This is a genomic window from Pseudonocardia sp. Cha107L01 (assembly GCF_052566575.1).
Window position 1 is genome coordinate 3,292,811 of the sequence record NZ_CP199579.1, and the last position, 25,965, is coordinate 3,318,775.

The 25,965-nt window shown below is 70.9% G+C and carries 26 protein-coding genes; 17 read left to right on the top strand and 9 right to left on the bottom strand.

The annotated features are described in order from the left end of the window. The 7 genes from mtnK to ACTXG6_RS15600 all read left to right on the top strand — a co-directional run bounded on the left by mtnK (window position 1) and on the right by ACTXG6_RS15600 (window position 4,616). Window positions 1-1,185 carry an S-methyl-5-thioribose kinase gene (mtnK, locus tag ACTXG6_RS15570; protein ID WP_445188515.1) on the top strand — a complete coding sequence of 395 codons (1,185 nt, stop codon included), beginning with the start codon at window positions 1-3 and terminating at the stop codon, window positions 1,183-1,185. Window positions 1,186-1,262: 77 nt separating this feature from the next. Further along, on the top strand, window positions 1,263-1,610 hold the full coding sequence (locus ACTXG6_RS15575; protein ID WP_445188516.1) for a hypothetical protein: 348 nt from the start codon (window positions 1,263-1,265) through the stop codon (window positions 1,608-1,610). A gap of 65 nt (window positions 1,611-1,675) precedes the next feature. Further along, on the top strand, window positions 1,676-2,470 hold the full coding sequence (locus ACTXG6_RS15580) for an SDR family NAD(P)-dependent oxidoreductase (RefSeq protein WP_445188517.1): 795 nt from the start codon (window positions 1,676-1,678) through the stop codon (window positions 2,468-2,470). A 76-nt stretch (window positions 2,471-2,546) separates the two neighbouring features. Continuing rightward, window positions 2,547-3,302, top strand: a complete 756-nt coding sequence (locus ACTXG6_RS15585) for an enoyl-CoA hydratase-related protein (RefSeq protein ID WP_445188518.1) — start codon at window positions 2,547-2,549, stop codon at window positions 3,300-3,302. Then, a complete protein-coding gene (locus ACTXG6_RS15590; protein ID WP_445188519.1) occupies window positions 3,299-4,030 on the top strand; it encodes a TetR/AcrR family transcriptional regulator in 732 nt (243 codons plus the stop codon). Before ACTXG6_RS15585 ends, ACTXG6_RS15590 begins: the two co-directional genes overlap by 4 nt. Window positions 4,031-4,108: 78 nt before the next feature. Continuing rightward, window positions 4,109-4,333, top strand: coding sequence for a hypothetical protein (locus ACTXG6_RS15595; protein ID WP_445188520.1), 225 nt, complete (start codon window positions 4,109-4,111; stop codon window positions 4,331-4,333). Further along, window positions 4,320-4,616 carry a hypothetical protein gene (locus ACTXG6_RS15600; protein WP_445188521.1) on the top strand — a complete coding sequence of 99 codons (297 nt, stop codon included), beginning with the start codon at window positions 4,320-4,322 and terminating at the stop codon, window positions 4,614-4,616. The genes ACTXG6_RS15595 and ACTXG6_RS15600 overlap by 14 nt, the downstream gene beginning before the upstream one ends. Window positions 4,617-4,623: 7 nt before the next feature. Here ACTXG6_RS15600 and ACTXG6_RS15605 read toward each other — a convergent pair whose 3' ends face one another. Beyond that, on the bottom strand, window positions 4,624-5,856 hold the full coding sequence (locus ACTXG6_RS15605; protein WP_445188522.1) for a DUF445 domain-containing protein: 1,233 nt from the start codon (window positions 5,854-5,856) through the stop codon (window positions 4,624-4,626). A 178-nt stretch (window positions 5,857-6,034) separates the two neighbouring features. Continuing rightward, the gene (locus ACTXG6_RS15610; RefSeq protein WP_445188523.1) at window positions 6,035-7,345 is read right to left on the bottom strand and encodes a cytochrome P450; all 1,311 of its coding nucleotides are present in this window, start codon (window positions 7,343-7,345) and stop codon (window positions 6,035-6,037) included. Between the two features lie 151 nt (window positions 7,346-7,496). Between ACTXG6_RS15610 and ACTXG6_RS15615 the strand changes: the two genes are divergently transcribed. The 4 genes from ACTXG6_RS15615 (at window position 7,497) to ACTXG6_RS15630 (ending at window position 11,222) form a co-directional block, all read left to right on the top strand. Beyond that, a complete protein-coding gene (locus ACTXG6_RS15615; RefSeq protein WP_445188524.1) occupies window positions 7,497-8,147 on the top strand; it encodes a TetR/AcrR family transcriptional regulator in 651 nt (216 codons plus the stop codon). Between the two features lie 6 nt (window positions 8,148-8,153). Further along, complete coding sequence (locus ACTXG6_RS15620; protein WP_445188525.1) at window positions 8,154-8,876, top strand: LysR family transcriptional regulator; 723 nt, start codon at window positions 8,154-8,156, stop codon at window positions 8,874-8,876. A gap of 441 nt (window positions 8,877-9,317) precedes the next feature. Continuing rightward, a complete protein-coding gene (locus ACTXG6_RS15625) occupies window positions 9,318-10,676 on the top strand; it encodes an MFS transporter (protein WP_445190018.1) in 1,359 nt (452 codons plus the stop codon). A 363-nt stretch (window positions 10,677-11,039) separates the two neighbouring features. After that, a complete protein-coding gene (locus tag ACTXG6_RS15630; protein WP_445188526.1) occupies window positions 11,040-11,222 on the top strand; it encodes a hypothetical protein in 183 nt (60 codons plus the stop codon). Here ACTXG6_RS15630 and paaZ read toward each other — a convergent pair. Together paaZ and ACTXG6_RS15640 are read right to left on the bottom strand one after the other, a co-directional pair. After that, window positions 11,180-13,219 carry a phenylacetic acid degradation bifunctional protein PaaZ gene (gene paaZ, locus ACTXG6_RS15635; RefSeq protein WP_445188527.1) on the bottom strand — a complete coding sequence of 680 codons (2,040 nt, stop codon included), beginning with the start codon at window positions 13,217-13,219 and terminating at the stop codon, window positions 11,180-11,182. The genes ACTXG6_RS15630 and paaZ overlap by 43 nt on opposite strands. A 388-nt stretch (window positions 13,220-13,607) precedes the next feature. Further along, window positions 13,608-14,462 carry a mechanosensitive ion channel family protein gene (locus ACTXG6_RS15640; protein ID WP_445188528.1) on the bottom strand — a complete coding sequence of 285 codons (855 nt, stop codon included), beginning with the start codon at window positions 14,460-14,462 and terminating at the stop codon, window positions 13,608-13,610. A gap of 383 nt (window positions 14,463-14,845) precedes the next feature. Here ACTXG6_RS15640 and ACTXG6_RS15645 point away from each other — a divergent pair, with 383 nt between their 5' ends. The 3 genes from ACTXG6_RS15645 (at window position 14,846) to ACTXG6_RS15655 (ending at window position 16,805) form a co-directional block, all read left to right on the top strand. Further along, window positions 14,846-14,956, top strand: a complete 111-nt coding sequence (locus ACTXG6_RS15645) for a putative leader peptide (protein ID WP_445188529.1) — start codon at window positions 14,846-14,848, stop codon at window positions 14,954-14,956. Between the two features lie 49 nt (window positions 14,957-15,005). Then, window positions 15,006-16,253, top strand: a complete 1,248-nt coding sequence (locus ACTXG6_RS15650) for an acyl-CoA dehydrogenase family protein (RefSeq protein WP_445188530.1) — start codon at window positions 15,006-15,008, stop codon at window positions 16,251-16,253. A 105-nt stretch (window positions 16,254-16,358) separates the two neighbouring features. Further along, entirely contained in the window at window positions 16,359-16,805 is a 447-nt protein-coding gene (locus ACTXG6_RS15655) for a PadR family transcriptional regulator (protein ID WP_445188531.1), read from the top strand. 4 nt (window positions 16,806-16,809) lie between these two features. Here the strand turns inward: ACTXG6_RS15655 and ACTXG6_RS15660 are convergent, their stop codons facing one another. Both ACTXG6_RS15660 and ACTXG6_RS15665 read right to left on the bottom strand, forming a co-directional pair. Beyond that, the gene (locus tag ACTXG6_RS15660) at window positions 16,810-17,865 is read right to left on the bottom strand and encodes a hydrogenase expression protein HypE (protein WP_445188532.1); all 1,056 of its coding nucleotides are present in this window, start codon (window positions 17,863-17,865) and stop codon (window positions 16,810-16,812) included. A 141-nt stretch (window positions 17,866-18,006) separates the two neighbouring features. After that, window positions 18,007-18,555, bottom strand: coding sequence for a hypothetical protein (locus ACTXG6_RS15665; protein ID WP_445188533.1), 549 nt, complete (start codon window positions 18,553-18,555; stop codon window positions 18,007-18,009). A gap of 703 nt (window positions 18,556-19,258) precedes the next feature. Here ACTXG6_RS15665 and ACTXG6_RS15670 point away from each other — a divergent pair. Next, window positions 19,259-20,518: an MFS transporter gene (locus ACTXG6_RS15670; RefSeq protein WP_445188534.1), complete on the top strand. Its 1,260-nt coding sequence runs from the start codon at window positions 19,259-19,261 to the stop codon at window positions 20,516-20,518. Window positions 20,519-20,528: 10 nt separating this feature from the next. Here ACTXG6_RS15670 and ACTXG6_RS15675 read toward each other — a convergent pair whose 3' ends face one another. After that, on the bottom strand, window positions 20,529-21,350 hold the full coding sequence (locus tag ACTXG6_RS15675; protein WP_445188535.1) for an LLM class flavin-dependent oxidoreductase: 822 nt from the start codon (window positions 21,348-21,350) through the stop codon (window positions 20,529-20,531). 212 nt (window positions 21,351-21,562) lie between these two features. Here ACTXG6_RS15675 and ACTXG6_RS15680 point away from each other — a divergent pair, with 212 nt between their 5' ends. Further along, window positions 21,563-22,246, top strand: coding sequence for a GntR family transcriptional regulator (locus ACTXG6_RS15680; RefSeq protein WP_445188536.1), 684 nt, complete (start codon window positions 21,563-21,565; stop codon window positions 22,244-22,246). A gap of 122 nt (window positions 22,247-22,368) precedes the next feature. Here the strand turns inward: ACTXG6_RS15680 and ACTXG6_RS15685 are convergent, their stop codons facing one another. Further along, entirely contained in the window at window positions 22,369-23,646 is a 1,278-nt protein-coding gene (locus tag ACTXG6_RS15685; RefSeq protein ID WP_445188537.1) for an MFS transporter, read from the bottom strand. A gap of 251 nt (window positions 23,647-23,897) precedes the next feature. On the opposite strand from ACTXG6_RS15685, the gene ACTXG6_RS15690 reads away from it, so the two are divergent. Beyond that, window positions 23,898-24,617 carry a GntR family transcriptional regulator gene (locus tag ACTXG6_RS15690; protein ID WP_445188538.1) on the top strand — a complete coding sequence of 240 codons (720 nt, stop codon included), beginning with the start codon at window positions 23,898-23,900 and terminating at the stop codon, window positions 24,615-24,617. Window positions 24,618-24,663: 46 nt separating this feature from the next. Here the strand turns inward: ACTXG6_RS15690 and ACTXG6_RS15695 are convergent, their stop codons facing one another. Further along, the gene (locus ACTXG6_RS15695; protein ID WP_445188539.1) at window positions 24,664-25,776 is read right to left on the bottom strand and encodes a Zn-dependent alcohol dehydrogenase; all 1,113 of its coding nucleotides are present in this window, start codon (window positions 25,774-25,776) and stop codon (window positions 24,664-24,666) included. Window positions 25,777-25,965 lie beyond the last annotated feature (189 nt).

Sequence of the window (25,965 nt, forward strand, 5' to 3'; positions counted from 1 at the left end):
ATGGCCGAACCGGTACTGACAACGGCGTCCGTGCCCGGCTACATCGCCGGGCGGGCGGCGCTGCGCGGGCTGGTCGACCCGGAGACGCTGAGCGTGTCCGAGGTGGGCGACGGGAACCTCAACCTGGTCTTCCGCTGTGCCGACGGTGCCGGCCGGCGGCTGGTGCTCAAGCAGGCGCTGCCGTACGTGCGCCTGGTCGGGCCGGACTGGCCGATGACCGAGGAGCGGGCCACCCGGGAGGCCGGCGCGATCCAGGCCCATTCCGCCGTCTCCGGCGACGTCTGCCGACTGATCGACTTCGACGCGGTGCGGCACGTACTGGCACTGGAGGACCTGTCCGACCACGAGGTGTTCCGCAACCGGCTGAACGACGGCGGCCCGCACGCCGAGATCGCCGAGCGGCTCGCCGAGTACGTGGCCGACGTGGCGTTCGGCACCTCGTTCCTGACGGTCGGCGAGGAGGAGTTCCGGCGCCGGGCCGCGGCGGCGGCGAACCCGGAGCTGTGCGCGATCACCGAGGACCTCATCCTCACCGAGCCGTACCTGGGCGCGGAGCGCAACTCGGTGCGCCCGTCGCTGGAGCCGGTGTTGGCCGCGCTACAGGCTGATGCGAGCTGGCTGGCGGCGGCGATGGCGATGAAGCGCCGGTTCCTGACCACCCAGGAGGCGCTGCTGCACGGTGATCTGCACACCGGCAGCGTGTTCGTCCGGGGTACCGGTGCCGAGCTGTCGGTGAAGGCGTTCGACTCGGAGTTCGCCTGCTACGGCCCGGTCGGCTTCGACCTGGGGCTGCTGTGGTCGAACATGCTCTTCGCCGGCGTCCGCGCCGCGGCACTGGGGGAGCCGGACCGCGCCCGGAGCCTGTTCGGCACCGTCGAGTCCAGCTGGCAGCGGTTCGTCGCGCGGAGCTGGCACCGGTGGGCGTTGCGCCGCGAGCCGGCGAAGTATCCGGACCCGTACCTGGTCGGTTGGCTGCCGGAGATCCTGCGGGACAGCTTCGGCTTCGCCGGTTGCGAGGCCGCCCGGCGGACCATCGGGTTGGCGAAGGTCAGTGACCTGGAGACGCTGGACGACGACGCCTACGAGGTCGCCGGCGCCGCGATGCTGCGGCTCAGCAGGACGTTGCTGGTCGAGCGCGGCACGCTGACCTTCGACGGTCTCTGCGAGGCCGCCCTGCGCGCGTAGTGGGGCGCGCACAGGCCCAGTGCCAACCGCACAGAGGCTGCACGGTCTGTGCGGCCCGCGGCAGCTCTGTGTCGGCGATGCATGTGCGGGTCGGACTCGGCGCGTCGCCGGGCGCGCGCTGGTCGTGGCCCCTGACCGGCGCGGCGTACCGGGCCCGGCGTGGCGTACCGGGCCCGGCGTGGCGTACCGGGGTCGGCGTGGCGTACCGGGGTCGGCGTGGCGTACCGGGCCCCGGCGCGGCGTACCGGGCCCCGGCGCGGCCGGGTGTTACCGAGCTGCACACGGTGCAGGTTTTCTACGCCGGAAACCTGCCTCCTGTGCAGCTCGGTAACAGCAGGCACCTCGTTGGGCACCTGGCGGTGCCGGTGCGGCGGCTCGGGCAGCCGGCAGTGCGGCGGCCGGGACCTGTGGTGCGGCGGTGGTGACCCGCGGCAGGTCTGTGTGGCCGGCCGGTTTGTGCTCGGCGGGCGGAGGAGGTAGGCACCGGGTTATGGATCTCGAGTTGGACGGCCGGGTGGCGCTGGTGACCGGCGGCAGCCGGGGCATCGGCTTCGCGGTGGCGCAGCGGTTGATCGACGAAGGCGCCCGGGTGGCGATCTGCGGCCGGGACGACGCCGCCGGGCGCGACGCGGCTGACCGGCTCGGCGCCGGCGCGACCTGGTTCCGGGCCGACGTCAGCGTCGACGACGAGGTGAAAGCACTGGTCGGGGCCGTGCTGGACCAGCTGGGTCGCCTCGACGTGGTGGTCAACAACGCCGGCCGTTTCACCGGCGGGCCGCTGCACGAGATCCCCGACCACGCCTGGCACGAGGGGTTCGATATCAAGACGGTCGGCGCCGAGCGACTGGTCCGCCACGCCAGGGACGCGCTGGTGGCCTCCGGGCGCGGCCGGGTGGTGAACGTCTCGGGCGTCACCGCCACGCTGGTGGTGCCCGGGGTCGCGGTGACGGCGGTGACCAACGCGGCGATGATCGCGCTGACCGCCTACCAGGCCCAGGACCTGCGCGCGCACGGTGTCACCGTCAACTGTGTGGTCCCCGGTTACACCCGGTCCGAGGTGTGGCAGGGCAGGATCGAGGCCTACGCGGAGCAGCACGGCCTCCCGGTCGAGGACGCCGCCGGGGCGGTCCTGCGCGACCGCGGCTTCGGCGAGGGCGCCCGCTGGGGCGAGGTGGACGAGCTGGCCTCGGTGATCGCGTTCCTGGTCTCCGGGCCGGCGAGCTACGTCAACGGCGCCACCCTGCGGGTGGACGGCGCGCAGCTGCAGAACATCTCCCAGCCGTGATCGCACAGCCCTGACCACCCGGCTCCGACCGAAAGCTGGACGCGCCGGATCGGGCCGGACAGGGCACGATCGCGGGATGGAGCAGCTGGTGAAGGTACGGCGGGACGGGCGTGTCCTGGTGATCGAGATGTGCCGGGAGAAGAAGCGGAACGCGGTCAACCGGGAGCTGGCCGACCAGCTGGACGTGGCCTTCAACCTGCTCGAGGACGATCCCGAGCTCTGGGCAGGCGTGCTGACCGGGTCCGCCTCGGTGTTCTCCGCCGGCAGCGACCTCACCGCGAACGGCGACTACTGGACCGACCGGGGCGGTGAGTACGCACTGATCCGGCGGCACCGGCGCAAGCCGCTGGTCGCCGCCGTCGAGGGGCCGGCCCTTGGCGGTGGGTTGGAGCTGGTGCTCGCCTGTGACCTGGTCGTCGCGTCGAGCACCGCCCGCTTCGGCCTGCCCGAGGTGAAGCGCGGCCTGGTGCCGGCCTGCGCCGGGCTGTTCCGGGGCCCGCGCGCGCTGCCGGTCAACCTGGCGCGCGAGCTGGCCCTGGTCGGCGACCCGATCGGCGCGGATCGCGGCTACGCGGCCGGCCTGGTCAACCAGGTCACCGAGGCCGGCGGTGCACTGGCCGCCGCGGTCGCGCTGGCCCAACGCATCTGCGCCAACGCCCCGGTCGCCGTGCAGTCCAGCCTGGTGGCGATGGACCGCTGGCTGGCCGACTCCGACGAGCTGGGCTGGCGGGCGACCGACGAGGCCACCGCCACGGTCCGCGCCTCCGAGGACCACCGGGAAGGCATCAACGCGTTCCTGGAGAAGCGCCCGCCCCAGTGGACCGGTAGGTGAGCGGCGACTCCCCTGGCGAGCACCCGCTGGCGACCAGGCCCGACTTGTACCCTGACCCGATGACCGGTCCGGGCGGCACGCGGCTGGGCCTGCGGGAGCGCAAGAAGCTGATGACCCGCCAGGCCATCCTGGCCGCGGCACAGGCGATGTTCGACGAGCGCGGGTACGACAACGTGACGGTCGCCGAGATCGCCGACGCGGTGAACGTCGCCGCGAAGACCGTGTTCGTCTACTTCCCGTCCAAGGAGGACCTGGTCTTCGACGGCGAGGCCGAGATGCGGGACCGGATCCTGGCCAGGATCAGGGACCGGGCACCCGGCGAGACACCGTTGCGGGCGATGGGCGCCCTGATGGCCGAACTGATGGCCGAGTCGGGTGCGGAGATCGTGGCCGACCTGGCCCGGTGGCGGCAATTGATGGGCGACAGCGCGGTGCTGCAGTCGCGGATGCGGCTGATGTGGGAGCGGTTCGAGGACGCGCTGGCCGTCCAGCTGGCCGGGGAGGCGGGCGAGGACCGGCACGCGCCCCGGCCGCGAGTGGCCGCCGCCGGGCTGATCCTGATCTTCCGGCTGGGTGCCTCGGAGGAGATCCTGCGCTACGTGCGCTCGCACCCGAAGGACTCGCAGCACGCGGCGGTGCGGGACTGGGTCGACGTCTCGCTCGGCCTGGTCGGCGAGGGCATCGGCGACTACGCCCGGCGCCCGGCCGACCCCACCGGCTCCGGCTGATCAAGCGGTGCGAATGAGCTGGTCACGTGTGGGGGACTCCGGTTCGCCCGCCTCGGCGACCTCGGTACGGTAATGGGTATGGCAACCCGGAAGGTGACGCTCTCGCTCGACTCGGTCGCGCTGGCGCTCGCCGAGCGGGCGGCCGCGCAGACCGGCCTCTCGGTGTCCGCGTGGATCTCCCGGGCGGCCCGGCGGGAGGCGGTGCGCACCGGCGTCGGACCGCTGGTCGACCAGCTGCCCGACGCACTGACCGACGAGGCGGAACTGGCCGAGGCGGAGAGGCACCTGCGTGCATCGGGGTGAGCTCTGGTCCTACGACCCGCAGAGCTCACCCCGCCAGCACATCGTCGTGATCATCTCCAGTGACGGGGTCAACCAGTCGCGCCGCCCGTGGCTGCTCGGCGCCCCGCTCGCCGAGGAGGACCCGCGCGACATCCTGGCCGTGCCGATCGAAGGCCACGGCTGGGTGTGCGCCGGCAACCTGAGCCGCTACTACCGGGGTTGGCTGCGCGAGCACGTCGGCACCCTCGACGGCCAGGCACTCGACGACCTCGATTCGGCACTGCGCGCCGCGCTCGAGCTGTAGGACGGGCTCAGAGTCCGAGCAGCAGGTGCACCTGTAGCTCGCCCACGATCGCGCCGAGAATCCCGCCGACCAGGATGAGCTTCCACTCGTCCTGCTGGAACGCCGGGCGCAGCACGCCTTCGAACTCCACCGGGGTGAGCGCGAGCATGGCGTCCACGATGGTCTTCTCCACCGCGAGCGCATCGGTCGCGTACGCCACGGCCGGCCTCATGGAGTCGCCGACCTGCTCGAAGGCCCGCACCGCGGCGTCCGTCTTCAGCTGCCGGTAGCGCTCGGTGCCGACCGTCAGCACCACCAGCGGCTTGGCCAGGCCGATCTGCCGGTCCACCACCCGCCCGATGTGCCGCTGCACCAGGGTGATCAGCCGGTCCGCCTTGGGGCCGGTGAGCATCGCGTCCAGCAGCTTGGGGACGGTCAGCACCTCCTCGGCGATCAGCTTGCCGTAGTCGGCGGCCACCTCCTTGCGCCGCTTCTGGAACATGCCCTGCCAGCGCACCCCGAGAATCCGCCGCTCCGCCCGCGGATAGAAGATCATCTTGAGTGCGATCCAGTCGGTGCTCAGCCCGATCAGGGCGCCGAACGCGGGCATGATCAGCGGCTCGTGGGTCAGCGCCCAGACGATGGCCTGCAACACCCCGATGATCAGGCCGAAGTAGAGACCGCTGCGGGCGATGAACCGCATCTCCGGGCGGGAGATGTCCCGGATCAGCCGGTTCAGCACGGCCCGGTCCCTGGTCAGGTTGGTGATCGCCATGTCGCGGACGTCGAGGTAGTTGTCCATGTCGGCCGCGAAGTCGTCCATGATCTCGGTGACTACCTTGGGCGTCTGGCCCTTGATCTGGTGCAGCACCAGGCGCTGGAGCGGCTCCGGCAGCATCTCCCAGATCTGCGGCTGGTACTTCGTCATCAGGTCGGCGCCGATCTCGCTGACCGCGCGGTTGAGCGGCTCGCGCAGTTCGGCCGCCAGCCGTTCGCTGTCCAGCCGGGCGAGAATCTGCTTCGGGTCGATCAGCCTGCCGAGCAGCAGGTCCATCGCGATGGAGGCCATCCGCCCCGCGTTGCGCGGGATGATGCCCTGCCAACCCAGCAGCGGCGGCTTGCCCTTGAACTCCACCGGCTTGAACATCATCTCGATGGCGACCAGCTTGGTGACGTAGCCGATCACCGAGGCCAGGATCGGCATGGACAGGTAGGTCAGCCAGTGATCCGCCAGGTCCTGACCCAGCTCAGCGAGCGTCACCGTTGGCCCCCGATCTCGGTGCCGGGACGACCGCGCGCCGACCGGCTGTCGAACGGCCCGCCCCAACCCCGCGACCGGCTCGATGTAACGCGCTAGCAGTATCAGATGCCAGGCGGTCCAACCACAGTCTCGAGGTGGCGCGGCGGCTCCCGGGCGTGTCGCGCCGATCGGGGGACGGTCAGCCGCCGGTGGTGAAGGGCAGCCGCTTGATGCCGTTGACGAAGAAGGAGAGCAGCCGCTCCGGCTCACCCTCGGTGCGGATCTCCGGCAGCCGGGTGTACAGCTCGCGCAGCATCACGGTGACCTCCCGGCGGGCCAGGTTGGCGCCGAGGCAGTAGTGCGGCCCGGGTCCGCCGAAGCCCAGGTGCGGGTTGGGCGAGCGGGTGATGTCGAAGCGGTCCGGGTCGGCGAAGACCGCCTCGTCGCGGTTCGCCGAGTTGTAGAACAGCAACAGCTTGTCGCCCCGGTGGAACTCCCGCCCGCCCAGCTCGCAGTCTGCGGTGACCGTGCGGCGGAACTGGATGACCGGGGTGACGTAGCGGACGATCTCCTCGATGGCCGGCCCGATCCGCCCGTCGTAGTCCGCCAACAGCAGCGCCCGCTGGTCCGGGTGCTCGGTGAACAGCCTGACGGCGTGCGCGATCACGTTCCGGGTGGTCTCGTTGCCGGCCACCAGGAGCAGGATGAAGAACGTGCCGACGTCGCGGGGGGCCAGTCGGTCACCGTCCGCGTTGGTGTTCACCAGCGCGGAGATCAGATCGTCCTGGGGGTGGCGGGTGCGCTCCTCGCCGAGGCGCCGCACCAGCCGGATGAGGTCGAGGCCGGCCCAGAGCAGCCGCGCGCTGACCGGGATGATGTGCCGCCGCCCGGGTGCGCCGTGCCGCATCAGGTAGTCCCGGCTGATCCCGGTGTACTCCGGGTCGCTGAACCCGATGATGATGTTGGTGCGCTCCAGCACGTAGTCGTACTGGTGCTCCGGGATGCCCATCATGTCGCAGATGACCTGGATGGGCAGCCGCTGCGCGACCTGGGTGACCAGGTCGCCCCGACCGACCGTGACCACGTCGTCCACGATGCGGCTGGCCCGGCGTTGCAGGTCCACCTCGAGCTTGGTGAGCAGCCGTGGGCTGAACGCCCTGGCCACCACCTTGCGGATCCGACTGTGCCTCGGGCCGTCCATATTGATCATGGAGTCGAAGAAGGGGGCGAGCCAGGGCGGCATGTCGAACACCGCGTTGGCGGTGGGCTCGCTGCTGAACAGCTTCGGGTTGCGGCTGGCCTCCGCCACGTCGGCGTGCCGGACCAGGGCGTAGACGCCGTCGTCCTTCCTCGCCAACGGCAGGTTGTTGATGAACGGTACGAAGCGCGGTTGGTCCAGCTGACGCAGCCGGGCGAACGCCGCCACCCGGTCGGCCTCCGGGCGGCCCCAGAAGGCCAGGTGGCCCAGGTCGAACTCGCCCAGCCCGGTCGGCGCGCTCACCCCGGTCATCGGGTCGGCCGGCCGACCCGGGCCAACGCCCGCCGGGCCCCGATCACTCTGGCGGCGGTGTGCTCGGCCTGCGCGTCGGGAGACATATGTCGACAATCGTCTCTCTGTGTCAGATTGGCAAGCTCGATTCGGTGAGCGAGTGGGTAGTCTGATGTGCACCATGCAGCCGCACGTCGACATCCAGGGCCGGGACGCCGAGGGGGAGGCCCCCGGAGATGACGCCGAGCGGCTGACCGCCCGGCTGCTGGACGCCGCGCTGGCCGAGTTCACCGCCTACGGGCTGAAGCGCACCAGCATGGAGAACGTGGCCGAGCGCGCCGGTCTGGCCCGCTCCACGCTGTACCGGCGGTTCAGCAGCAAGCAGGAGCTGGTCCGCGCGGTGGCACTGCGCCAGGTGCGCGCGCTGCTGGTCCACCTGGTGCACCAGGTCGAGCAGCTGCCCACGGTGGAGGAACGGCTGGTGGAGGCGTTCGTCGCCGGCGTGCAGCGGTCCCGCGCCGACGGTCTGCTCGCCAGGCTGCTGGAATCCGAGCCGGAGACCGTGCTGCCGTACTTCACCACGCACTCCGACGTGGGGCTGCAACTGGGCCGGAGCTTTCTCGCCGAGCAGCTGCGCCGCTCACCCGGGCCGAAGTCCGCCGGCGACCCGGAGGCCGCCGCCGAGGTCATCTTCCGGATCACCTCGTCGATCATGTTGTCCCCTCGGGCGCACATCCCGCTGGACACCGACGACGAGCTGCGGGCGTTCGCCAGGACCTACCTGGTCCCGCTGCTGCACCTGCCTGGCATCGGCCCGGCCTGAGCCCCCGTGGCCGAGCCGTCGTTCACGCTGGTCCAGCTGCGGTACTTCGCCGCCGCGGCCGAGCACGGCAGCATGACGAAGGCCTCCCGCGAGCTGATGGTGTCCCAGTCGGCGATCTCCACCGCGGTTGCCCAGCTGAAGAAGGAGCTCGGCGTGCAGCTGCTGCTGCGCCACCACGCGCGCGGCCTGGCGCTCACCGAGGCGGGCCGCAACTTCTACCAGGAGCTGCTCGGGTTCCTGGAGCACAGCGGCGAGCTGGCCGAGTCCGCCCGGCGCGCCGGTGCGACGGTGGTCGGCGACCTCGCGGTGGGCTGTTTCACCACGCTGGCGCCGTTCCGGCTGCCCGGCCTGCTCGCCGCATTCCGTGAGCAGCACCCCCGGGTGGGGGTCTCGGTGCTGGAGGGGGAGCACGCTCGGCTGAAGCGGGCGTTGCGGGTGCTGCGCGGCGCCGGCGTCGAGCCGGTGATCCGGCACCGCACCGCCGGCTACGAGACGGTGCGCGCGATGGTGGCGCACGGCCACGGGTTCGCGCTGCTCAACCAGCGGCCCAGCCACGAGATGACCTACGACGGGAGCCGGGTGGTGAGTCTGGCGCTGCGCGACGAGCTGGAGCCGCTGAGCGTGGTGCTGGCCTGGATGCGCGGCGCCCGGCTGACGCGGCGGGCGCAGGCGTTCTCCGCCGCCTGTCGCTCGAGGTACGCCCGACGGGCGCCCGAGCCGGGCTCGTAGGCGCGGCACCCCGCCGCCGGTGGGGAGGCCGGGCCGGTGCGCTCGGCCGGCCTGGCGGTCGTCGCCGACGTGGCCTGGCGGGTCACCGACCTGCGGGTGGACTGGCACGACGACCCGGTCGGCGAGCTGGCCCGCTGGTGGCGCTGTGGCTGCCCCAGCGCAACGACTATTTCAGCCGAGCCCTGGCACCCAGCTCGGCGCCGTCCTACGGCGTACCGGGCGACGAGTGGCCGCGCCTGCCCCGCACGGCACACACTGCCATTGCGCCGCACACAGGTCAGGTCGTGTGTGCGGCGCAACGACGCTGTGTGCCGTGCGACAACCTGGAGCCTCGGCGAACGCTGCGTCGCTTCCGGTAGCCGGAATCAACGATGGCGATCTCGCCGCCCGTTGAGTAGCTTGCCCCCGAAGGAACAACGACCGTTTCTCCTTGGAGTGGCTATGACGCCTGCCTCGACGCCGGTCAGTTTCGACTCGGTGCTGGACGCCTCCCCGCTCGGCCGCTTCCAAATCGGGGTGATCGTGCCCTGTGCGCTGGTAGCGATGATCGACGGCTTCGACACCCAGGCGATCGGGCTGGTCGCGCCGGAGATCGCGGCCGACTGGGGGGTCAAACCGGCGACGTTCGGCCTCGTGTTCGGCATCGGGTTGTTCGGCGGGCTCATCGGGGCGTTCCTGTTCGGCCTCACCAGCGACCGGTACGGGCGCAAGCCCAACCTGCTGATCGCCGTCGGGCTGTTCGCCGCGGTTACCCTGGTCACCCCGTTCGTCTCCACGGTGCCGGAGCTGTTGTTGGTCCGCTTCATCACCGGGCTCGGGCTCGGCGGTGCGTTGCCCGGCATCATCTCGATCACCTCGGAGTTCACGCCGCGGCGCATGCGGGCCACGGTCGTCGGGCTGATGTTCTGCGGTTTCCCGCTGGGTGCTGTGGTCGGCGGCGTCGTCGCGGCCAAGCTCATCCCGGTCCTCGGCTGGCAGGCCGTCTTCTACGTCGGCGGCGGCCTGCCGCTGCTCCTGCTGCCGTTGATCGCGGTCCGGCTGCCCGAGTCGGCGCAGTTCCTGGCGATGGCCGGCGACCACACCAGGCTGAGCCGGATCCTGCGGCGGATGAACAGCCCGGTGCGCGCCGAGGACATCGCGCCGGAAGTCGCGGCCACCCGCTCCCCGGTGGCCAGCCTGTTCACCGGAGGGCGGGCGACGGGCACCCTGCTGCTCTGGGTGACGATCTTCCTCAGCCTGCTGCTGGCCTACCTGCTGACCAACTGGATCCCCATCGTCGCCAGGCAGACCGGCGTCGGTGCCGCCAGTGCGATCCTCGCGGTGGCCGCGCTCAACCTCGGGGGCGTCCTCGGCTGTATCACCCTCGGCCGCCTCGCCGACCGCTCGCGGCGACCCACGGTGATCCTCGGCGTCGCGTACACCCTGGGTGGCCTCACCATCGCCTCGATCGGCCAGGCCGGTAGCTCCGCCGCCGCGTTGCTGGGTGCCTGTTTTGTGGCCGGGTTCCTGAGCATCGGCGCGCAGCTCTGCACCGTGGCGTTCATTGCCGGGTTCTACGACACCGCGCAACGCGCGACGGGCGTGGGCTGGTCGCTGGGTATCGGCAGGTTGGGCGGGATCGTCGGCCCGGTGCTGGGTGGGCTGCTGGTCGCCGCCGGGATGGGTGCACCGAGCCTCTTCCTGCTCACCGGGCTCGCCTCGGTGGGCTCCGCGGTCGCGCTGCTCACGTTGGGATGGTTGTCCCGGCGGGCCCACCAGGCCGGGTCCGTGCCCGCCGTCGCGCCCGTCGAGGCGCACTGAGCCAGGCAGCATTCCGCGCTGAGCGCGCCCCGGGCCGGTCACCGCCCGACGACTCTCGTTTCGACATGTGTCGGCAGTCGTGATAGTCGTTGGGCCGGCAGACGGGGGGACGGGCTGTGGGCGGGACAGCTGTGGTGTACCCCCTCGACGGGCCCACCACCGTGGAACGGGTGTGCACGGAGATCGGCGACTCGATCCACGCCGGGCACCTGCGGCCGGGCCAGGAGCTCTCGCTGCGTGAGGTCGCGGCGGGTGCGTCATCCGGCCCATCCACCATGCCACCCGCCGCTACCACTGCCTCGGCATCGAGGCACTGCGGCAGAACGGCGTCCAGAGCGGTGGACTGCTGCGTCACCTCGACCGGTGTCACCAGCTCATCGCGCTGATCCGGGCCCGCGACCCGCCTCGGCCAGGTCGCTCGCCCGACTGATCATCGACGACAGCGAGGTGCTCGCCCTGCGCAGCTTCGAGCTGGACGATGCCGGCACCGGCCGGCTGGTCGCTCAGCCGGCCGGCAGCTTGGCCACCAGGGTGAGCACGTCGTAGCGAGCCACCGACTCACCGTCGCCCCGGGTGACGTCGGCATCCCAGCGGACCTCGCCGTAGGCCGCTGTGTCCCGGGGGGTGATCTGCTTGGCGGTGAGGGTGACGGTCAGCTCGTCGCCGAACTTGGTGGGGGCCAGGAAGCGCAGGCTGTCCACCCCGAAGTTGGCCAGCACCGGGCCCGGGTCGGGGTCGACGAACAGGCCGGCGGCGAGGGATACGACGAGGTAGCCGTGCGCGACGCGTTCGCCGAAGAACGGGTTGGCGGCGGCGGCCTCGGCGTCCATGTGGGCGTAGAAGGTGTCGCCGGTGAACTCGGCGAAGTGCTCGACGTCCTCCTGCGTGACGGTGCGGGGCCCGGCGACGATGGTGTCGCCGATGCGCAGCTCCTCGAGGTGTTTGCGGAACGGGTGCACGTCGGTGACGTTGCGCGCCGAGCCGGTGACCCAGCGGCCGGTGATGGCGGTGAGGGTGTCCGGGTCGGCCTGGACGGCGGTGCGCCGCATGTGGTGCAGGACGCCGCGGATGCCGCCGAGCTCCTCACCGCCGCCGGCGCGCCCCGGGCCGCCGTGGACCAGCGCGGGCAGCGGTGAGCCGTGCCCGGTGGACTCGCGGGCGTCGCGGGCGTTGAGTACCAGCAGCCGGCCGTGCCACGGCGCCACCCCGAGTACCACCTGGCGGGCGAAGTCGGCGTCGGCGGTGACCACCGAGCCGACCAGGCTGCCCAGCCCCCGGGCCGCGTAGTCGATCAGCTGCTCGGTGGAGGTGTAGGGCAGCACGGTGGCGACCGGTCCGAACGCCTCCACCTCGTGCGGCTCGGCGCGCTCCGGGTCGGCGGTGAGCAGGACCGGCGAGAGGAACGCGCCGCGCCGAGGGTCCGCGCCGAGCACGTCGACCTTGTCCGGGTCGCCGAACACGATCCGCCCGGCGCCGGCCAGTGCCTTCACACTGCGCCGCACCTCCTCGCGCTGCTCCAGCGAGGCCAATGCGCCCATCCGCACACCGTCGGTCCCCGGCGCTCCGATGACGACCTTCGCCAGCTTGGCGGCGACCGCCTCGACGACCGCGTCCACCCGCTCGGCGGGGACGAAGGCGCGGCGGATCGCGGTGCACTTCTGGCCGGCCTTGGTGGTCATCTCGGTGACCAGCTGGTCGACGTAGAGCCCGAACTCGTCGGTGCCGGGGGCGGCGTCCGGGCCCAGGACGGACAAGTTGAGCGAGTCGGCCTCCGCGCTGAACCGCACCGCGCGGCGCACCACGGTGGGGTGCGCGCGCAGCTTGGCCGCGGTCGCCGCGGAGCCGGTGAACGAGACCATGTCCTGCTCGGTGAGATGGTCGAACAGGTCGCCGAGGCCGCCCGCGACGAACTGCAGCGTGCCCTCGGGCAGTACGCCGGACGCCACGACGAGCTCGACCAGCTTGGCGGTCAGGAACGCGGTGGGGCTCGCCGGCTTGACCACCGACGGCACCCCGGCGAGGAAGGCCGGCGCGAACTTCTCCAGCGGGCCCCAGACCGGGAAGTTGAACGCGTTGACCTGCACGGCGACCCCGGGCGGTGAGGTGAACACGTGCTGGGCGACGAAGCTGCCGCCCCTGCTCAGCGGCTCTAGGTCGCCGTCGATGTAGAGCGTGTCGTTGGGCAGCTCGCGGCGGCCCTTGGAGGCGTAGGCCAGCAGCGTCCCGATGCCGCCGTCCACGTCGAACTTCGAGTCACCCAGGGTGGCGCCGGTCTGCGCGGACACCGCGTAGAGCTCGTCGCGGTGCTCCCTCAGATACCCGGCCAGCGCCTTCAGCAGGCCGGCGCGCTGGTGGAAGGTCAGCTGTCGCAGTGCCGGCCCGCCGACCCGGCGGCCATGGTCGAGCACCCCGGCGAAGTCCACCCCGGTCGAGGAGATCCTGGCGATCTCGTCGCCGCTGACCGCGTCGTAGAGCGGTCGGCCCTCGTCGGTCGGAGCGTGCCAACCGCCTTGGACGTAGCTGCGCAGGGGGGCGTCGGTCATAACGATCCTCTCGGGGTCCGCTGCTCTCGGCGACGACGCATCCGCCGGAAACGTGCCCAGAAGCGAACGATCGTTCGGTCGATTCTGTCGAACGTTAGCACGGCTGGATTGCCGCGCCCAGTGCTTTGTCGACAGACAGGGAGGGTCCGCACAAGGAAGAGCCCCAGGGAGCGCCTGATGGATCATCCAGCCGGCTGCGCGGCGCCCAGATGCCGCCTCGCGGCGTTGTCGTCGCCGCCGATACAACCCCGGTGTCGGCGACTCCTCCGCCTTGCGAGGCGACATCTGGATCACCGCTCGCTGGGCATAGATCCATCAGACACTCCCTGGCGGACCGGAACGGGAGGCGTTCACCGGTCCGCCAGGGCTCGTGGTGCGGTACTGCCGATCAGATGCGCGGCCCCTGGCCGTTCGGGGCGCCGCCCGGCACGCTCGCCGCCGGGGTGGGCCCGGCGGCGGTGGTGGTGTCGGACTGGGCCCGCGCGGCCGGGACCGGGCCGGTGGCGGTGGTGGTGTCGGACTGGGCCCGCGCGGCCGGGACCGGGCCGGTGGCCGGCTCGGCGCCCGGGGTGCCGCCGGCCTGCTGGCGGGCCCGCATGCCCTCACGCTCGGCCGAGACCAGCCAGCGCTCCCAGCGCTGCCGCATCGGCACGATCAGGCCACCGCCGAGGCCGACCACGGCGATGCCGCCGACGGTGGCCAGCACGGTGATCAGTACCGGCATGGTCACGGTGACCGCGATGCCCATCTGGTTGAGGGCGGCGATCGCGGCGAGGCCGACGATGAACACCTGGGCCACCGTCGCGACGATCCGGGCGCTGCCCAGTCCGCCCATCGCGCCGCGGATCAGGTCGGCCACGGCGCCCGCGATCGCGGAACCGACCACGACGATGATCAGTGCGATGAACATCTTCGGCAGGAACCCGATGATGTCGGTGATGAGCACCGAGACCGGGTTCGGCCCGAACACGCCGAAGGCTAGTTGGAGGGTGAACAGCAGGACCGCGTAGTAGACGAGCAGCGCGGCGATGTCACTGGCGTCGTACTTGCTGCCCTGCATGGCGCGGCCGACGCCGCCGCGCTCGACCGCGCGGTCGAAGCCGACGCGTTCCAGGACCGCGTCGACCGCTTTCCGGAGCAGCTTCGCGACCAGCCACCCCACGAGCACAATGACGAGGAAGAGCACGAGGTGAGGTACAAAACTGACAACTGTGCTCACGCCGTTCTGTAACCATTGTGGCATGTCGTTAGCACCTCTCACGTGTTTGTCGACCACCGGCCGGCGGCCGTTGGTGGATCATGAGAATGGGACTACCCAGAATGAGCGGGACCGCCGCGGAATTAACTCCAAAGTGGAGCCGAGCCGCCTCGTCCCAGTTCCGCCTCAACCTCGAATCTTCATCGGAAGAGCCAACTTTCAGGTCACTGAAGTGGACTCTTGACATCCGGGATGCCCGGTCCGAATGATGAAGGGGTGTTCGTTCAGGGGCTCACCCGCCGTCGCCACCTCGATCTGGCGCGCCTGCGGTTCTGCTGTTGTCGCTGACCTGAGAACCCCTTTCCGCCCCCGTTCGCCCCGCTTGGTCGCGAACGGTCGGTAACGAACGACCCGACCATTCGAGGGACATGTCCGGGTACCGGAAGTCCGCTCGCCCCGTCGCGCTCTCTCCCGGTGAGGCGCTGACCCGGCGGCGGCACGTCGACCTGTTGCGGGTCGCGTCCAGTGGCTGTCGCTGACCACCGCGCAGCCGCCAGGCCACCCCGACCGGAAGGAACCGTCGAACAGATGACCACCACCGACCACCCGAGAACCACCGACACCCGCCACACCCCACCGAACTGGGCCGCTGCGCCGAGTCCCGCGACGCCGGCCGACTGGGTCGCCAGGGCCGGTGAGGTCGCCGAGCTGCTGGCGGTCGACGCCGCCGCCAGGGACCGTGCCGGCGACACGCCCTACGACGAGATCGCCCTGCTCAAGCAGTCCGGGCTGGTCACCCTGCTCGGGCCGAGCGCGCACGGCGGAGGCGGCCAGGAATGGCCGACCGCCTATCAGGTCGTCCGGGAGATCGCGGCCGCCGACGGCTCGATCGGCCAGCTGCTGGGCTACCACTACCTCTGGAACTGGGCGGCCCGGCTCGTCGGCACCCCGGAGCAGATCGAGGCCGTGGAGGCCGATGCGGCCCGCAACCAGTGGTTCTTCGGCGGCGCGGTCAACCCGAGGGACGCCGACGTGACCATCCGGGACGACGGTGACCGGCTGGTGTTCAACGGGCGCAAGTCGTTCTCCACCGGATCGAAGGTGTCCGACGTGACCGTGCTCGAGGGGGTGTTGGACGGCACGGACACGCACGTGTTCGCCATCGTGCCCAGCGACCAGCCCGGGATCACCTTCCACGACGACTGGGACAACTTCGGCCAGCGGCTCACCGAGAGCGGCAGCGTCACCATCGCCGAGGTCGGGGTGCCCTGGTCGGACGCCGCCGGGTTCGCCGACAAGGTGTTCCAGCCCAGGGTCTACAACACGCTCAACGTGCCGACGATCCAGCTGGTGTTCGTCAACTTCTACCTCGGCATCGCCCGGGGCGCGCTGCGTACCGCCGCCGCGTACACCCGCGAGCACACCCGGCCCTGGCTGCACGGCGGACAGCAGCGGGCCGTCGACGAGCCGTACCAGCTCGACCTCTACGGCGACCTGGCCTCGAAGCTGTGGGCGGTCGAGGCGCTGGCCGACCAGGTGGCCGAGGAGGGACTGGCGATCCACCGCGACCTGTGGAACGTCACCGAGCGCCAGCGCGGCGCGCACGAGGTCCGGGTCGCCGCGGTCAAGGCGCGGGCCACCGACGTCGCGCTGGAGGTGACCAGCCGGATCCTGGAGGGCACCGGCGCCCGGTCCACCACCTCGGAGCTGGCCTTCGACCGGTTCTGGCGCAACGTGCGCACGCACAGCCTGCACGACCCGGTGGCCTACAAACGCCGCGAGGTCGGCGCGTACCTGCTCCGCGACGAGCTCCCCGAGCCGACCTGGTACTCCTGAACCGAACCGGTGGCCGGCACCGCGTGCGCCGGCCACCGGTCCGCCATCTTGTGGCGGCAGTCACACTCATGCCATGCTCGGCCCCCTAGCCGGGGGCGGGACCACATGTCTGAGCTCGAGCCGAGGAACTTCCTGCAGCCCTGCCTGTTGCTGCTGCTGTGTGAGAACCCGGACCACGGCTACGAGCTGGCCGCGCGGCTGCGGCCGATGCACGACGGTGACGGCGACGCCGGCGGGATCTACCGGGCGCTGCGTGGGTTGGAGCGCCAGGGTCTGGTCCGCTCGGAATGGCACACCTCGCGGACCGGTCCCGCGCGGCGCACGTACCACGTGACCGGCGAGGGGATCACCGCACTGGAGTCGCAGGTCAACGGGCTCAAGAAGACCCACGCCGCACTGCACGTGTTCCTGGACCGCTACGACCGGCTGCCGCTGGCCGTCATCCCGACCCAGGACCGCGCTGACCACGGCCGCGCCGACCACGAGCGCGCCGACCACGAGCGCGCCGACCACGACCGTGCCGAACCGCGGCAAGGCTCCTTGGGCTCCTGAGCGGCTACCAGGTCTTTGTGTACCCCGTGGTCAGCTCGGGGCCCTTGGCGCGCCAGTTGGGCTCGGCGTCGACGCTGCGCAGGGTGATGTTGCGCAGCCGGCGGATCAGGCTGCCGTACGCGCTGCTCGCGGTGCCGGAGACCTTGCTGCCGGGTGGGGCGTCCATGAACGGCATGAACTTGTCCGGGAAGCCGGGCATGGTGCAGCCGATGCAGATGCCGCCCACGTTCGGGCAGCCGCCGACGCCGTTGATCCAGCCGCGCTTCGGCACGTTGCACTTGACCACGGGCCCCCAGCAGCCGAGTTTGACCAGGCAGGTGGTGTCGCCGTACTCGGCGGCGAACTCGCCCTGCTCGTAGTAGCCGCCGCGGTCACAGCCCTCGTGCACGGTGGAGCCGAACAGCCACTTCGGCCGCAGCGCCTCGTCCAGCGGGATCATCGGCGCGGCGCCGGTTGCCTGGTAGAGCAGGTACAGGATCGTTTCGGACAGGTTGTCCGGGTGGGTGGGGCAGCCGGGTACGCAGACGATCGGGATGCCGGCCTTGGACTTCCAGTTCCAGCCCAGGTAGTCGGGCACGCCCATGGCGCCGGTCGGGTTGCCCGCCATGGCGTGGATGCCGCCGTAGGTGGCGCAGGTACCGGCCGCGAGGATTGCCAGCGCCTTCGGTGCGAGCCGGTCGATCCACTCGCTCGTGGTCATCGGCTGCCCGGTGGCCGGGTCGTTGCCGAAGCCGCACCAGTAGCCCTCGGGCTTGACCGCTTCGTTGGGGATCGAGCCTTCGATGATCAGTACGAACGGTTCGAGCTCGCCGCGGTCGGCCTTGAAGAACCACTCGATGAAGTCGTTGACCCCGCCGATCGGCCCGTTGTCGAAGTCGATCAGCGGCCAGTGCAGGGCCACCTCGGGCAGGCCGGGCAGGGCGCTGAGCGCGATCTCCTCGATGCTGGGTTGGGTGGCGGCCGTCAGGGCCACCGACTCACCGTCGCAGCTCAACCCACCGTTGATCCACAAGATATGGACGACGGAGGGTGGCGCCTGGGGTTCGGTGCTCGCCGACATGGCGTCGCCCTCCTCGGCGCACTCTCGAGGACGCCGATCGCGACGGGATGGGTCACAAGTTCTAGTCACCCCGTTCAGTACGGGTAAGTGAGTCCGGTCGCTAGCGGTTGAGCACACTCAGCCCCTTGACGAAGTCGGCAACTACACCAGGCTCCAACCCTCCAGAATGTATTTGCGCGCCAAGAATTCGCCGAACAAGGCCATGATTGTCCGGTGTGCGGCCACCAGGGCCAAGAATTCGACGCCCGACACGTGCCTCGGCTGAATGCGGATCCCGCTGATCAGGATGGTGGACCGCTTGAAGTCGCCAATGAGCCCGCTCAGAGCGTCGAGACCGTCTGCGATATCCGGTGAATCGTCGTCGTTCGGAACAGGTTCCCGGAGGTAGATGCAGGTGCCCGCGGGCAGGTCGACCGCCGCGTCGAACGGTCGCTCGCCGGGCAGCAGGGTCTGGATCCCCATGAGGTTCAGCGCGGCGATGGTCATGGTGAGCCGGCTGCTGAGCATTTTCCGGTGGATTGCCTCAAACGATTCCCGGTCCAGCGGTAACCATTCGTCCACGGCGAGTGCGACGGCCGCGCGGCGAGTCTCGGCGGCAACCCGCTCCAGTTCGGTGGCCCGAACCGCCCGCCGGCATTTCTCCTCGTAGTCGTGACCGGAGGCATGCCCCGGAGTGAACAGTCCGAACACGGCATGCTCGCGGGTCGACTCATCGGCCCGGCCAGTGTCATGCCAACCGGGCGTCCAGGGAATCCAATGTCGATAAGGCATGAATGAGCCGATGCTGAGACTTGTCCGCCGATTGGGTCTAGGTGGCGGAGAACTGACTGTACCGCACGGAACCGGTGGATGCGGCGTGCTCAGCGGCCGCTCAGCCGTGGTCGGAAACTCAGCCCATCGGGGTCTTGACCTGCCCTTATCCTGACAACGTCACCCGCATCGTCGCTCCGGCGGCCCTTGTGGCGGGCCGGGGACCGGCGTATACATGGCTGCCACGGAACCTCGACGAGCCAAGGCCGGATCGGCAGAGAAGGTTCGTCCTCCCCGTCGGGGCTCCCAGCGCGAGCCACCGGGCACCCACGCCACGCACGACGCGACGAGAGTCCGCCGTGGGTCTGCCTCACCATGCGGCCGTCGCATGCTGAGGCCGAGACCGACCAACACGGCGCCTAGTGCAGCTTGGTAACCCGGGTGTTCGCGCTCGCGGGCGGTGCCTGAGATCCCCCTCCGGGCACCGCCCGCAACTATGTCCGGCCACCATTCCCCGGCTCCCCGGCGTTCCATTCCGCGGGAACCCTTTCGCTGAGCGGAAGGGCGTGCTGACGTCGGCCACGCCGCTTACGGATACTTCGCTCCACTCCGGTCGCGGGGAATTGGCGGAAGGTGGCCCCAGATGTCCACAGACTCGACGACGAGCGTGACCAACAGCCGGGAGCGCTACGCGCGATGGGTACTGCCGCTGTGTTGGTCGGCGGTGGCGCTGGAGGGGTTCGACCTGGTGGTGGTCGGCGTCGTGCTGCCGTCCCTGCTGCGGTTCCCGGCCTGGGGGCTCACCCCGAACACCGCGTCGCTGATCTCCGTGATCGGGCTGCTCGGCGTGATGGCCGGTGCACTGGCCACCGGCCCGGTCACCGACCTGATCGGCCGCCGCCGCACCATGCTGATCACGGTCGTGGCGTTCTCCGTGCTCACCCTGCTGTGCGCCGCCGCGCCGAACCCGTGGGTGTTCGCGGTGCTGCGGTTCCTCGCCGGCCTCGGCCTCGGCGGCGTGCTGCCGGTGGCGCTCGCGCTGGTGAACGAGTACGCCAAACCGGGGCGCGCCGGCGGTGCGATCACCACGATGATGACCGGCTACCACGTCGGCGCGGTGCTCACCGCGCTGCTGGGCATCGCGGTGGTGCCGACCCTGGGCTGGCGGCCGATGTTCGTGATCGGGGCGCTGCCGGCGCTGGTACTGGTCCCGGTGATGGTGCGCTACCTGCCCGAGTCGACCTGGTACCTGCGAGCCAGAGCCGCCGGTGCCCCGGCGGCCGCGGCTGGCGCGGCCGAGGTGCGCAACCCGGTCACCGCACTGTTCCGCGGCGGCTACCTGCTGCCCACGCTCGCGTTCTGGGTGACCTCGTTCATGGGGTTGCTGCTGGTCTACGGGCTGAACACCTGGCTGCCCGAGATCATGCGCTCGGCCGGGTACCAGCTCGGCGCTTCGCTGGCGCTGCTGCTGGTCCTCAACGTCGGCGCGGTGGTCGGGATGCTGATCGCCGGGCGGGTGGCGGACCGGATCGGGGTGCGGCCGGCGACCATCGCCTGGTTCGCCGCCGCGATGCTGTTCCTGGCGCTGCTCAGCATCAAGCTGCCCGGTGCCACGGTGTACCTCGGCGTGCTGTTGGCCGGGATCTTCGTCTTCAGTGCGCAGGTGCTGGTCTATGCCTTCATCAGCCAGCGCTACCCGACCTGGGTGCGCGGCACGGCGCTCGGCTCGGCCAGCGGCATCGGTCGGCTCGGTGCGATCACCGGGCCGCTGGTCGGCGGTGCGCTGCTGACCGCCGGCATCGCCTACCCGTGGGGCTTCTACATCTTCGCCGCCGTGGCGGGGGTCGGCGCGATCGCGGTGTCGGTCGTGTCCCGTCCGGAGCCTCAGCCGGCCGAGGTCTGACGACTGGTTCTCAAGCCGGGATCAGCGGTTCGACGGCTCTCAGCACGGGCGCGACCTCGTCGGCCAGCAACCGCATCATCGGCAGCTGCAGGTCGAGCCCGGTGCGGGTCGGCTGGGTCTGCACGATCAGCTCAGTGGCCCAGCGCAGCGCCGGGTCGGCCCGCCACCGGGTGAGCAGGTCGGCGCCGTGTTCGCCGGACCGGGCCACCCGGGACACGGCCACCCGGGGCCGGTCGAGGGCGGTGTCCCAGTAACGGGCCAGGTCGTCGAGCACCGTCGAGCCCTGGGCGTCGGCGGGCCGCCCGGAGATGACGCCCATCCCGTGCGCCGCCGCCGCGTCCACGCCGGCCGGTGAGCCGGTCGCCCACCACAGCCGGCGGCGCAGGTCACCGGTGGCGGGCAGGTGCTCGTCGCCGTCCAGCAGTGTGCAGAGCTCGTCGACCACCTCGGCGCAGCGGGCGTGCCGCGCCCCGTGGTCGAGCCCGAACGCGGCGGCCGCCGAGGCGTCACTGCCGGCCCCGATACCCAGCTGCAGCCGGCCGCCGGCGAGCAGGTCGGTCACGGCGGCGTCCTCGGCGAGGCGGCGCGGGTGTTCCAGCGGTGCGACGATGACCGCGGTGCCGAGCCGGATCGTCGAGGTGCGCTGGGCCACGGCGGCGAGCAGCACGAGCGGGGAGGGCAACACGCCCCGCAGTGCCCGGGTGTGGTGCTGGGCCACCCAGAACGAGCTGAACCCCAGCGCCTCGGCGGCGACCGCCATCTCGATGGTGTCGCGGTACACCTCGGCGGGCGCGCCCCAGTCCGCCACATGGGTCAGGTACCCGAGATCCACAACGCGAACGCTAGCCGGCGCGGTTGCCCTCCCCGCGGGCAGGGGCGCACCCGCTCAGCCGCGGAGTCGGGGATCCCAGCACGCCGAGGCCCTCGACACACCGCGGTAGGTGCTACCGTGAGAATCGTTCAACAATCTCCCGATAGTGGGCCGCGTGGCGAGATTGCCGGACCGGGTGTTGAGTCACCTGCTGAGCTGACCAGGAGGCCGGCGTGGACGCCGACGGGTTGGTAGCCGATCGGGCCCTGCTCGGCCGCACGAGCACGGCCGAGCGCGTCGCCGGCATCCTGCGCACCAGGGTCAGTGCCGGCTACTTCCCGCCGGGCACCCGCCTCGCCGAGGAGGACATCACCGAGGCGCTCGGGATCTCCCGCAACACGCTGCGCGAGGCGTTCCGGCTGCTCACCCACGAGCGGCTGCTGGAACACAAGCTGAACCGGGGCGTGTTCGTCCGCGTGCTGGACATGGCCGACGTGCTCGACCTGTACCGGGTCCGCAAGCACGTGGAGTGCTCGGTGGCGCGCACGGTCACCGAGCCGCCGCCGAACCTGGCGGACATCGCCGACGCCGTGCGCCAGGGCGAGCTGTCGCTGGGTGAGCAGGACTGGCGGGGGCTGGGCACCGCCAACATCCGGTTCCACCAGGAGATCGTCGCGGTGGCCGGGAGCCCTCGGCTCGACGAGCTCATGCGCGGCGTGCTGGCCGAGCTGCGGCTGGTGTTCCACGTGATGGCGAACCCGCGCTGGTTCCACGAGCCGTACCTGTCCCGCAACCGCGACATCCTGGCGGCGCTGGAGCGGGGCAACGGGGTGGAGGCTGAGCACCTGCTGGCGAAGTACCTGGACGACGCCGAGCGCCAGCTGGTCGAGGCCTACACGGCGCGCCGCCCGGCGTAGGCGCCCCCCGTCCCCCCGCCCACCATCCGCACACCCTCTTTCGGTGCCGCGCACCCACTGGAGCAGGTGTGCGGCACCGAAAGAAGGTGTAGCGGCGGCCCAGCGCTGTGTGCGGCGGACGGTTAGGCGGGGGCCGTCTGGTCGATCGCGTCCGGGTGCTCGTTCGTCAGGTCGTGGTGAGCCGTCTCCGGGGCGTACTTGAGCGCGATCAGGGTGAGCAGCAGCATGGCCACCACGTAGCAGGACACCGCGTACACGGTCCCGAACCGGGCGACCAGCGCGATCGACACGATGGGTGCGATGCCGCCGCTCAGGACGCCGGCGAGCTGGTACCCGGCCGCGCCACTGAACCGCAGCTTGGTCGAGAACAGCTCGGCGACGAACGCGGCCTGCGGGCCGTACATGATCGCGTGGGTGACCAGAGCGACGACGGTGGCCAGGATGATGACGACCACCGACCTGGTGGCCAGCAGCGGGAAGAACGCGAACGACCAGACCGCCGCGCTCACCGCGCCGATCGCGTAGATGGGCCGGCGCCCGTAGCGGTCGGACAATGACCCGAACAGCGGGATGAGGGCCAGCTGGCAGGCCGAGCCGATCAGCACCGCGTTGAGCCCGACGCTCCGGTCCATCCTCAGCGTGGTGGAGAGGTAGACCAGGATGTAGGAGGTGAAGGTGTAGAACGCGACGTCGGTGCCGATCCGCAGCCCCATCGAGACCAGCAGACCGCGCGGATGGTTCTTGATCACCTCGAGCAGTGGGAGCTTGGCCTGCTCGCCCTTGTGTTCCAGCTCGGCGAACAGCGGGCTCTCCGCGATGGTGGTGCGGATCCACAGGCCGACCAGCATCAGCCCGCCGGACAGCAGGAACCCGATCCGCCAGCCCCAGGACAGGAACGCCTGCTCGGACAGCAGCGCGTTGAGCAGCCCGAGCACGCCGGCGGCGAGCAGGTTGCCCACCGGCACGCCGATCTGCGGCCAGCTGGCGTTGAAGCCGCGCCGCTTGGGATCGCCGTGCTCGAGGGTCATCAGGACCGCGCCGCCCCACTCGCCGCCGAGCCCGATGCCCTGCACGAAGCGCAGCACGGCGAGCAGGATCGGGGCCGCGACGCCGATCGTGGCGTAGGTGGGCAGGACGCCGATCAGGAAGGTCGCGCCGCCCATCAGCAGCAGCGTGATGACCAGCACCTGCTTGCGGCCGGTCCGGTCGCCGAAGTGCCCGAAGATCATGCCGCCGAGCGGGCGGGCGATGAAGCCCACCGAGGCGGTGGTGAACGCCAGCAGGGTGCCCACCAGCGGGTCGAAGTGCGGGAAGAACAGCTTGTTGAACACCAGGGCCGAGGCGGTGGCGTAAAGGAAGAAGTCGTACCACTCCAGCGAGGTGCCGACCAGGCTGGCCACGATGACTTTGCGAGAGGCGACCTTCCGAGAGGCGGCCGTGGGCTCGTGGGCCGGGCTTGGAGCAGGGTCGGAGCTGGTCATGGCTACCTCGCTCGAACTGTGGTCGACGCTTCACCCGATGGTGGCTGTCACCGCGATGCGAGTCATGTTAGAGGATTGTTCAACGATTCATCAAGAGGTCAGTTCGGGTGGTGCCAGTCGGATGGGCCGGCGACTACAGTCGCGGCGTGACCGCGGGCTGGAGACGTTAGGTGCGCCCCGAACCCCCTGAGCCGTTGATCCCGAGCCTGGAGTCGGGCGAGCGGCTCAGCCCGCAGGTGGCGCGGCGGATCCGGGACCTGATCATGACCGGCGCTGAGCCCGGCCACGCCCGGCTGCGTACCGAGCACCTCGCCGAACGGTTCGGGGTCAGCGCGACGCCGGTCCGCGAGGCGCTGATGTCGCTGCACGGCGAGGGGCTGGTCGACTTCCAGCCCGGACGCGGTTTCAGCGTGGTGCCGATGAGCCGGCAGGACGTGCTGGACCTCTACGACGCACAGGCCTACCTCTCCGGTGAGCTCGCCGCGCGTGCCGCGGTGCGGCTGACCGACGCCGACCTGGAGACGCTCGCCGCGCTGCAGCGCGAGCTGATCACCGCGATCGAGCGCGGCGACCTGCGCGCCACCGAGAAGACCGACTTCGAGATGCACCGGCTGATCAACCGCTCGGCGGCCTCGCCCAAACTGACCTGGCTGCTCCGGCTGACGTTGAAGTACGTGCCGTTCGACCTGTACGACCAGATCCCCGGCTGGCCGGCCGCGGCGCGGGACGACCACCTGCCGATCCTGCGCGGGCTGGAACACCGCAGTGCCCGTACCGCGCGGGACGCGATGACCGCACACATCCGCAACGCCGGCGACCTGCTGGTGGAGCTCCTGGTGGAGCGCGGCGTGCTCTCCGACCCGGACACTGGGACCTCACAAACCTCGTGAGTGGCGAGTGGTCCCATGGGACCACTCGCCACTCACGGGCAACGCGCTAGTGCTGGTGGACGATGAGGCCTCGGACGTTCTTGCCGGCGAGCAGGTCGTCGTAGCCGGTGTTGACGTCCTCCAGGGTGTACCGGGTGGTGATCAGCTCGTCGAGCTTGAGGTCGCCGGTGCGGTACAGGTCGAGCAGGCGGGGGATGTCGGTCGTCGGGTTGCAGTCGCCGAACAGGCTGCCCTTGATCGTTTTCTTGTACAGGGTCGCCACCACACCGGGCAGCACCAGGGTCTGCTCGGCGAAGCCGGACATGGCGGTGAGCACGATCGTGCTCGCCTTGCCGGTCGCGTCGAAGGCCTCCCGGACCACCTCGGCGGTCATCTTGTCCACGGTCAGGATCGCCTTGTCCGCGCCGAGGCCCCTGGTCAGCTCGCGGGCCAGCTGTCCGGCCTCCGCGCCGGTGCCGACCGAGTGGGTGGCCCCCAGCCGCTCGGCCGCCTCCCGCTTGTTGGCCAGCGGGTCCACCGCGATCACGTACTTGGCGCCGGCGAACCGGGCGGCCTGTACCGCGTTCACCCCGATGCCGCCGACGCCGAAGACCAGGACGGTGTCACCGGGGCGGACGTCGGCCGCGTTCACCGCCGAGCCCCAGCCGGTGGGTACCCCGCAGCCGACCAAGGTGGCCGCGTCCAGTGGCAGGTCGGGCTCGATGCGCACCGCGGAGTTCTGCGAGATCACCCCGTACTGGCTGAACGTGCCGAGCATGCACATCGCGCCGTAGCGCCCGGCCGGCCCGGTGATCGGCCAGCGTGGCCCCGGGAGGTGCCCGCGCATGATCGCCGCACCCATGTCGCAGATCGCCTGCTGGCCGGTGGCACACCAGTGGCACGAGCCGCAGCTGGGGATGAACGAGCAGACCACGTGGTCACCCGGTGCCACCCGCGTCACCCCGGGGCCGATCTCCTCGACCACGCCGGCGCCCTCGTGCCCGAGCACCATCGGCAGCCAGCCCTCGAGGTCGCCCTGCATCACGTGCAGGTCGGAGTGGCACAGCCCGGCGTGCGTGTAGCGGATCAGCACCTCGCCCTCGGCGGGGCCGTCCAGGTCGAGCTCCTCGATCTCCAGCGGCTTGCCGATCTCGTGCAGGACGGCGGCGACGGTCTTCACGGGCTACTTCCCCTCGGGCGCGACGGCCCTCCGCGGTCTCCCCGGCCAGCCGGGTTCCATCTGGACCGGAGCATCGCGTATTCTATAGAATCCCGCAACCAGACTGGGGCCAGGCTCACGATCACGGTGGACCCGGTGGCCCGAAGTTCGCTGCGCAAGCAACGCGTTCTATAGAGAAAACCTGGGACA

Coding starts and splice junctions, on each gene's coding strand:
- mtnK (WP_445188515.1), top strand. CDS start 1: ATGGCCGAACCGGTACTGACAACGGCGTCCGTGCCCGGCTACATCGCC.
- ACTXG6_RS15575 (WP_445188516.1), top strand. CDS start 1,263: ATGCATGTGCGGGTCGGACTCGGCGCGTCGCCGGGCGCGCGCTGGTCG.
- ACTXG6_RS15580 (WP_445188517.1), top strand. CDS start 1,676: ATGGATCTCGAGTTGGACGGCCGGGTGGCGCTGGTGACCGGCGGCAGC.
- ACTXG6_RS15585 (WP_445188518.1), top strand. CDS start 2,547: ATGGAGCAGCTGGTGAAGGTACGGCGGGACGGGCGTGTCCTGGTGATC.
- ACTXG6_RS15595 (WP_445188520.1), top strand. CDS start 4,109: ATGGCAACCCGGAAGGTGACGCTCTCGCTCGACTCGGTCGCGCTGGCG.
- ACTXG6_RS15610 (WP_445188523.1), bottom strand. CDS start 7,345: ATGACCGGGGTGAGCGCGCCGACCGGGCTGGGCGAGTTCGACCTGGGC.
- ACTXG6_RS15615 (WP_445188524.1), top strand. CDS start 7,497: ATGTGCACCATGCAGCCGCACGTCGACATCCAGGGCCGGGACGCCGAG.
- ACTXG6_RS15625 (WP_445190018.1), top strand. CDS start 9,318: ATGACGCCTGCCTCGACGCCGGTCAGTTTCGACTCGGTGCTGGACGCC.
- paaZ (WP_445188527.1), bottom strand. CDS start 13,219: ATGACCGACGCCCCCCTGCGCAGCTACGTCCAAGGCGGTTGGCACGCT.
- ACTXG6_RS15640 (WP_445188528.1), bottom strand. CDS start 14,462: ATGCCACAATGGTTACAGAACGGCGTGAGCACAGTTGTCAGTTTTGTA.
- ACTXG6_RS15645 (WP_445188529.1), top strand. CDS start 14,846: ATGTCCGGGTACCGGAAGTCCGCTCGCCCCGTCGCGCTCTCTCCCGGT.
- ACTXG6_RS15650 (WP_445188530.1), top strand. CDS start 15,006: ATGACCACCACCGACCACCCGAGAACCACCGACACCCGCCACACCCCA.
- ACTXG6_RS15655 (WP_445188531.1), top strand. CDS start 16,359: ATGTCTGAGCTCGAGCCGAGGAACTTCCTGCAGCCCTGCCTGTTGCTG.
- ACTXG6_RS15660 (WP_445188532.1), bottom strand. CDS start 17,865: ATGTCGGCGAGCACCGAACCCCAGGCGCCACCCTCCGTCGTCCATATC.
- ACTXG6_RS15670 (WP_445188534.1), top strand. CDS start 19,259: ATGTCCACAGACTCGACGACGAGCGTGACCAACAGCCGGGAGCGCTAC.